We start from the raw sequence: 6,847 nt of genomic DNA on the forward strand, positions 1-6,847 counted from the left end.
CTTCGATCAATCGGACCGGCCCGGCCAAAGGGGCTGCAAGGCGGGCGTGGGCACAACACCCGTCCCCTGGTCACCTCCCACTGTAGCCCCCAGACCGCGCCAGACCCCTGCCCGACCATTCAAAGAAGAACGGCTGATCGGCGGACATCAACTAAAAAGCCGCCTGAGCGACGAATCGCTGAGGCGGCTTTGAAGCGTACCAGCTCAGAAAATCCTGAGCGGACAATCAGTTCAGGTGCGGGCGGCTCGCAACTTCATCGAGAACTCCCGAAGCGCGCCAATGCCGCTTTCCTCGGCCCGGTGGCACCAGGCCTGCAGATCAGAGGCGAGTTGCTCGCGCGATGCCGAGGTGGTCAGCCACATCTGGCGAAGCTCTTCGCGCATGGTGACCATCTTGTCCAGTACCGGATGCTCGGCTCGGGCCTGGGCCACTTGCGGCTTGGCCGCTGCCGGCACCCTGTCATCGTCACGGTGCAGCCAGCGATTGGCCGCGCGCAACACCGACACGTCCGCTTTTTTGGCTTTCAGCACCTCGATCTCGGCTTGACCGGCACGACGCAACTCGCGCGCAAAACCAGCCATGACTTCGTAGCGATGGGCAATCAGCGCTTCCAGCGTTTTCTCGTCGGCCACGGGCTGAATGGCCCCCAACTGAAGCTTGGGCGGAACTTTTTTCACACTCGCCAAGCCTACTTTTTCCAGGGCACGGATATAAACCCAGCCGATATCAAACTCGTAGGGCTTGACCGAGAACTTGGCCGACGTGGGGTAAGTGTGGTGATTGTTGTGCAACTCTTCACCGCCAATGAGAATGCCCCAAGGCGATACATTGGTACTGGCGTCAGGCGCCTCAAAGTTGCGGTAGCCCCAGTAATGACCAATGCCATTGATGATGCCGGCGGCCGTCACGGGAATCCAGACCATCTGGACAGCCCAGACAGACAGGCCCGCCACGCCAAACAGTGCCAGGTTCAGGATCAGCATCAGGCCCACGCCTTGCCAGCTGAAGCGCGTGTAAAGATTGCGCTCAATCCAGTCATTGGGCGTGCCATGACCGTACTTGCGCAAGGTTTCCAGGTTTTTCGTCTCGGCCCGGTAGAGCTCGGCCCCGGTCAACAACACGGTCTTGATGCCGTGCGCGTAAGGGCTGTGCGGATCTTCCATCGTTTCGCACTTGGCGTGGTGCTTGCGGTGAACGCCCACCCATTCCTTGGTGACCTGGCCCGTGGCAAGCCAAAGCCAGAAACGGAAGAAATGCGCCGGAATGGCGTGCAGATCCATGGCGCGGTGCGCCTGATGGCGGTGCAGATATATCGTCACACTGGCGATCGTGATGTGCGTTGTCACCAAGGTGTACAACACGATTTGCCACCAACTGGCAGCTACCAGTCCATGAGCCAGCCAGTCAAGGGCGGCATCAAACAAAATCATAAAAGTCCTTTAAACAATCTGCACCAGCCGCGCATTCAAAACTCGTCTCCAAGGGCTGCACCAGACAACCCATAATTATAAATCGACGGGCCCGAAACACCAAGCATCCTGATCAAGCGTTCAACGCCCATGAAAACGACAAAATCCATCAATAAAGATGTAACAGCCGGCTAACTAGCCTCATTTGTCGTCAAAAAATCAGGCCTTTTGCCAAACTGCCGCAAAAAATCCATCGGTCTGATGCAGGTAAGGCCAGAGCCGGAGGTAAGGCCCACGGCAAAGCGTCTCGGCATGTTCAACCCCTAGATGGGTCAGCAGGGGCCCGGTTTCAAGTAGCTTGAATTCGGGATTTGCGGCACTGAAGGCTTCGGCTATCCCCTCGTTTTCTTCACGCAGGATGCTGCAGGTGGCATACACCAGCCGTCCGCCCGGCTTTACCAGCCGCGCAGCGCTCTGCAAAATCGCCGTTTGCTTGGCGGTCAGCTCTTCAATCGCCTTCGGGTTATGCCGCCACTTCAGGTCCGGGTTGCGCCGCAGCGTGCCCAGGCCCGAGCATGGTGCATCGACCAGCACCCGGTCGATCTTGCCGGCAAGCCGCTTGATGCGGTCATCGCGTTCGTGCGCAATGGCGACCGGATGAACGTTGGACAGACCGCTGCGCGCCAGACGCGGCTTGAGCGCCGCCAGCCGGTGGGCAGACGTGTCAAAGGCATACAGCCGGCCGGTGGTGCGCATGGAAGCACCCAGCGCCAGGGTTTTTCCGCCCGCGCCAGCACAAAAGTCCACCACCATTTCGCCTCGTTTGGCATCGACCAGCAGCGCCAGCAGTTGCGAGCCTTCGTCCTGCACTTCAATGGCGCCGCGCTTGAAAGCGTCCACATTGGCCAGCTGCGGCTTGTCGGCCAGGCGCAGGCCCCACGGGGAATACGGCGTTGCCACGGTTTTGATACCAACCTTCGCAAGCTCCTTCTGCACTTCAGCCCGTTTGTCCTTTAGGGTATTGACGCGCAAGTCGAGCCCGGCCGGGGCATTGAGGCTTTCGACCAGCGGCCAGAAGTCCTCACCCAGCTGCGCTTTGAGCGGTTCGACCAGCCACTGCGGCAGGTTGTGCCGGTGCAGTTCCATCAAGTCTGAGGGTTTGACCTGGTCGCAGCGGGCCAGCCAGTCCTGTTCCTGGTCCGTCAGTGCGCCATACAGGAAGTCGCGCGGGGCGGCAAAACCCAGAATGGCCAGGCGCCGCTCGGGGACGCCGCTGCCGTGCTGGGCCAGGTAGACGTAGAGATTTTTCTTGCGCAGCACGCCATAAATGGTTTCGGCAACGGTGGCCCGTTCACGCGGGCCGAGCCGCAACTCGCGGAAATAGCGTGAAACCACCATGTCGGCGGGGTGGTCAAATTTAAGAACCTGCTTGAGAAGCTCGGTACAACAGTCGAGTAAGGCGTTAGGATGCATAGCCTCTATTGTCCCACTATGCAGCTTCTGGAGCCTTGATTGTCCCTGTCCGATTCATTACCGCCATTGATTGTGACGCCGCCCGGCCTGTATCGCCATTACAAAGGCATGCGCTACGAGGTGGTGGGCACCGTGCGCCACAGCGAAAGCCTGGAGCCCATGACGCTGTACCGGGCGCTCTATGGCGAGCAAGGGCTGTGGGTGCGGCCCGCTGCCATGTTCAATGAAGAGGTGGTGATAGACGGCGTGCGGCAGCCGCGTTTTGCGCGGCAACCCGATTAGCACGCAGAGGCGCGCAGCGTCGCCGATAATCGTGGGTTATGTCTGACACCACCGAAATCGAAAAACAGGTCAAGCGCCGCCGCACGTTTGCCATCATCTCCCACCCTGACGCCGGCAAGACCACGCTGACCGAAAAACTGCTGCTGTTCTCGGGCGCGATCCAGATTGCCGGCAGCGTCAAGGCCCGCAAGGCCGCGCGCCACGCCACCAGTGACTGGATGGAAATTGAAAAGCAGCGCGGCATTTCGGTGGCCAGTTCGGTCATGCAGATGGAATACCGCGACTGCGTGATCAACCTGCTCGATACCCCCGGCCACCAGGACTTCTCGGAAGACACCTACCGCGTGCTGACGGCCGTGGACGCCGCGCTGATGGTGATTGACGCGGCCAACGGCGTCGAGCCGCAAACCCGCCGGCTGCTGCAGGTCTGCCGCGCGCGCGGCACGCCGATCCTGACCTTCGTCAACAAGATGGACCGCGAGGTGCAGGACCCGATGAGCCTGATGGACGAAATCGAGCAGGAACTCGGCATGACGGTCGTACCCTTCACCTGGCCGGTCGGCATGGGCAAGCTGTTTCACGGGGTTTATGACCGGCGTGAAAAGCGCATGCGCGTGTTCAGCCCCGGCGAAGACAAGGCCGGCGGCGACGATGAAATTTTGGCCGGCCTGGACAACGTCGAAGCAGCAAAACGCTTTGGCGCCGAATTCACGCAAGCCCAGGACGAGTTGGAGCTGCTGAACGGCGCCTCGCCGGAATTTGAGCGCGACGCCTTCCTCGGCGGCAAGCAAACGCCGATGTTTTTTGGCTCGGCCATCAACAACTTTGGCGTGCAGGAAGTGCTGGACGCGCTGGTCGACCTGGCCCCGCCGCCGTCGGAACGGGCCGCCCTGCAGCGCGTGGTGTTTCCGGAGGAAAAGAAATTTTCAGGCGTGGTATTCAAGATCCAGGCCAACATGGACCCGGCGCACCGCGACCGGATTGCGTTTTTGCGCGTGGCCAGCGGCGAATTCACGCGCGGCATGCGGCTCAAGGTCGTGCGAAGCGGCAAGGAACTGCGGCCCAACACCGTGGTGAGCTTCATGAGCCAGCGCCGTGAGTTGCTCGACACCGCCTTTGCCGGCGACATCATCGGCATCCCCAACCATGGCGTGCTGCAGTTGGGGGACACGCTGACCGAGGGCGAAGCGCTGCAATTCACCGGCCTGCCCTTTTTCGCGCCCGAAATGTTCCGCGCCGTCGAAGTGGCCGATCCGCTGCGCACCAAACAACTGCGCGCCGGCCTCACACAGCTGGGCGAAGAAGGCGCGATCCAGGTGTTCCGCCCGATTGCCGGCTCACTGTTGCTGCTGGGCGCCGTGGGCCAGCTGCAGTTTGAAGTGGTGGCGCACCGGCTGGAGCATGAATACGGGGTCAAGGCCCGCATCATGGGCAGCAACTTCAACCTGGCGCGCTGGGTCACCAGTGACGACGCCAATGAGCTGAAGAAATTCATCGATGCCAACGCGCACCGCGTCGCGCTGGACGCCGTCGATGCGCCGACCCTGCTGGTGGACCACAGCGCCACCTTGCGCGCCGTCGAGCAGCAGTGGCCCAAGATCAAGTTCCATGCGCTACGCGAGCATGCCGGACTGGTGTTTCAGTCAAAAATGTAGCGTTTCAAGGCTCCAGCCCTTTTCTGGAAAGGCGCAGCAAAGCGCGCGCCTGCACCAGCAGCTCAATGGGCTAATCGGCTTTCAGGAAATCCGCAGCTTTACGCCGCGCGCGGCAAAGGCAGCGCAGTCTTGTAGCGCACCTGCTTCAGCGCAAAGCTGGAGCGGATTTTTTCAATGCCCGGAATCGGCGTGAGCTGCTCCAGGATGAATTTTTCAAGCGCGCCTATGTCGGCCACCGCCACCCGAATCAGGTAGTCGCTGTCGCCCGTCATCAAATAGCACTCCATCACCTCCTCATGCTCGGCAATGCGCCGCTCAAACTCGCCCAGCGCCTCTTTGTTTTGCGAACGCAGGCTGATGGAGATGAACACGCTCAAGCCCAGCCCCAGCGCCGCCGCATTGGCAATGGCGACGTAGCGGTCTATCACCTTGGCGGTCTCCAGCGCCCTCACTCGGGCCAGGCATGGCGAAGGGCTTAAATGCACACGCCGGGCCAGCTCGACATTGGACAGCGAACCGTCGCGCTGAAGCTCGTCAAGAATTTTCAAATCAAGGCTATCGAGTTGCATGGACTGTAAATTGCGTTTTTACAGCATTTTATGCCTCCATTAAAGACTCCACCCCCATATTTAGGCAACACCTTTTGCCAGAAGATGCGTACAGTGGATTTTCAATGAACCACTCCACACCCCACCCTCTCTTGACGCAAACCGCTGCCCCTTTCACGCCGGATCCCGATCCGCAGGAAACGGCCGAATGGCGGGAGGCGTTTGAAGCCCTGGCCGCTACCCAAGGGCCTGCCCGCGCACGGCAGATGCTGGACGAATTGAGCCGTGTTGCCCGCAGTCGGCGCATGGGCTGGCAGCCCGAGTTGGCCACGCCGTACGTGAACACCATTGGCGTGGACGAGCAGCCGGTGTTTCCGGGCGACCTCGCCATGGAGGAGCGCCTGGCCTCGCTGATGCGCTGGAACGCGCTGGCGATGGTGGTGCGTGCCAACCAGGCCGAGTCCGGCGGATCGAGCGAACTCGGCGGCCACATTGCCAGCTACGCCAGCGCAGCCGATTTGTTTGAAACCGGCTTCAACCATTTCTTTCATGCGCGCGAAGGACTGGGCGAAGGACAACACCGCGGCGACCTGGTGTTTTTTCAGCCGCACAGCGCGCCCGGCGTGTATGCCCGTGCCTACCTGGAAGGCCGACTCAGCGAAAAGGACTTGAGCTTTTACCGCCAGGAACTTTCCGCACCCGGCCAGGATGCGCAAGGGCTTTGCAGCTATCCGCATCCCTACCTGATGCCGGACTTCTGGCAGTTCCCGACCGGCTCCATGGGCATAGGCCCCATCAGCTCGATTTACCACGCGCGCTTCATGCGCTACCTGACGCACCGCCGCCTGCTCGATTGCAGCGGCCGCAAGGTTTGGGGCGTGTTCGGCGACGGCGAAATGGACGAACCGGAATCGATGAGCGCGCTGACGCTGGCCGCGCGCGAGGGGCTGGACAACCTGGTCTGGGTGGTCAACTGCAACCTGCAGCGGCTCGACGGCCCGGTGCGCGGCAACGGCCGCATCATCGACGAGCTCGAAAAACTGTTTGCCGGCGCCGGCTGGAACGTCATCAAGCTGGTCTGGGGCAGCGACTGGGACGGCCTGTTTGCGCGCGACCTGACCGGCGCACTGAGCAAGGCCTTTGCCCACACGGTGGACGGGCAGATGCAGACCTTCGCCGCCAAGGACGGGCGTTTCAACCGCGACAACTTCTTCGGGCAAAACGAGGAACTGGCGCGGCTCGCGCAGGGCATGACCGACGAGCAGATCGACCGGCTCAAGCGCGGCGGCCACGACCTGGTGAAAATTCATGCGGCCTATGCCGCCGCGGCGAACCACAAGGGCCAGCCGACGGTGATCCTGGCGCACACCAAAAAAGGCTACGGCATGGGCAGCGCCGGCCAGGGCAAGATGACCACGCATTCGCAGAAGAAGTTTGACGAAACCGATCTGCTGGAATTTCGCAACCGCTTCAATTTGC

The 6,847-nt window shown here is 61.2% G+C and carries 5 protein-coding genes and 1 pseudogene; 3 read left to right on the plus strand and 3 right to left on the minus strand.

Going from position 1 to position 6,847, the window contains the following annotated elements; genetic code table 11:
• Positions 1–231: 231 nt before the first annotated feature.
• Positions 232–1,431, minus strand: a complete 1,200-nt coding sequence (locus tag Q8K05_RS05265; RefSeq protein WP_305245474.1) for an acyl-CoA desaturase — start codon at positions 1,429–1,431, stop codon at positions 232–234.
• 198 nt (positions 1,432–1,629) lie between these two features.
• On the minus strand, positions 1,630–2,883 hold the full coding sequence (locus Q8K05_RS05270; RefSeq protein ID WP_305245475.1) for an RsmB/NOP family class I SAM-dependent RNA methyltransferase: 1,254 nt from the start codon (positions 2,881–2,883) through the stop codon (positions 1,630–1,632).
• Positions 2,884–2,928: 45 nt separating this feature from the next.
• Here Q8K05_RS05270 and Q8K05_RS05275 point away from each other — a divergent pair, with 45 nt between their 5' ends.
• A complete protein-coding gene (locus Q8K05_RS05275; protein WP_305245478.1) occupies positions 2,929–3,165 on the plus strand; it encodes a DUF1653 domain-containing protein in 237 nt (78 codons plus the stop codon).
• 38 nt (positions 3,166–3,203) lie between these two features.
• Positions 3,204–4,820, plus strand: coding sequence for a peptide chain release factor 3 (locus tag Q8K05_RS05280; RefSeq protein WP_305245476.1), 1,617 nt, complete (start codon positions 3,204–3,206; stop codon positions 4,818–4,820).
• 98 nt (positions 4,821–4,918) lie between these two features.
• Here the strand turns inward: Q8K05_RS05280 and Q8K05_RS05285 are convergent, their stop codons facing one another.
• Entirely contained in the window at positions 4,919–5,389 is a 471-nt protein-coding gene (locus Q8K05_RS05285; RefSeq protein WP_305245477.1) for an Lrp/AsnC family transcriptional regulator, read from the minus strand.
• Positions 5,390–5,493: 104 nt separating this feature from the next.
• Between Q8K05_RS05285 and Q8K05_RS05290 the strand changes: the two are divergent.
• Positions 5,494–6,847: pseudogene (locus tag Q8K05_RS05290) on the plus strand (pyruvate dehydrogenase (acetyl-transferring), homodimeric type); the annotation flags it as partial.

Origin of the sequence: Polaromonas sp. (assembly GCF_030682935.1) — a bacterium.
GTDB lineage: Bacteria > Pseudomonadota > Gammaproteobacteria > Burkholderiales > Burkholderiaceae_C > Polaromonas.

Bases quoted from the DNA above. Each gene is read 5' to 3' on its own strand.
- Q8K05_RS05265 (WP_305245474.1), bottom strand. From the start codon at position 1,431: ATGATTTTGTTTGATGCCGCCCTTGACTGGCTGGCTCATGGACTGGTA.
- Q8K05_RS05270 (WP_305245475.1), bottom strand. From the start codon at position 2,883: ATGCATCCTAACGCCTTACTCGACTGTTGTACCGAGCTTCTCAAGCAG.
- Q8K05_RS05280 (WP_305245476.1), top strand. From the start codon at position 3,204: ATGTCTGACACCACCGAAATCGAAAAACAGGTCAAGCGCCGCCGCACG.
- Q8K05_RS05285 (WP_305245477.1), bottom strand. From the start codon at position 5,389: ATGCAACTCGATAGCCTTGATTTGAAAATTCTTGACGAGCTTCAGCGC.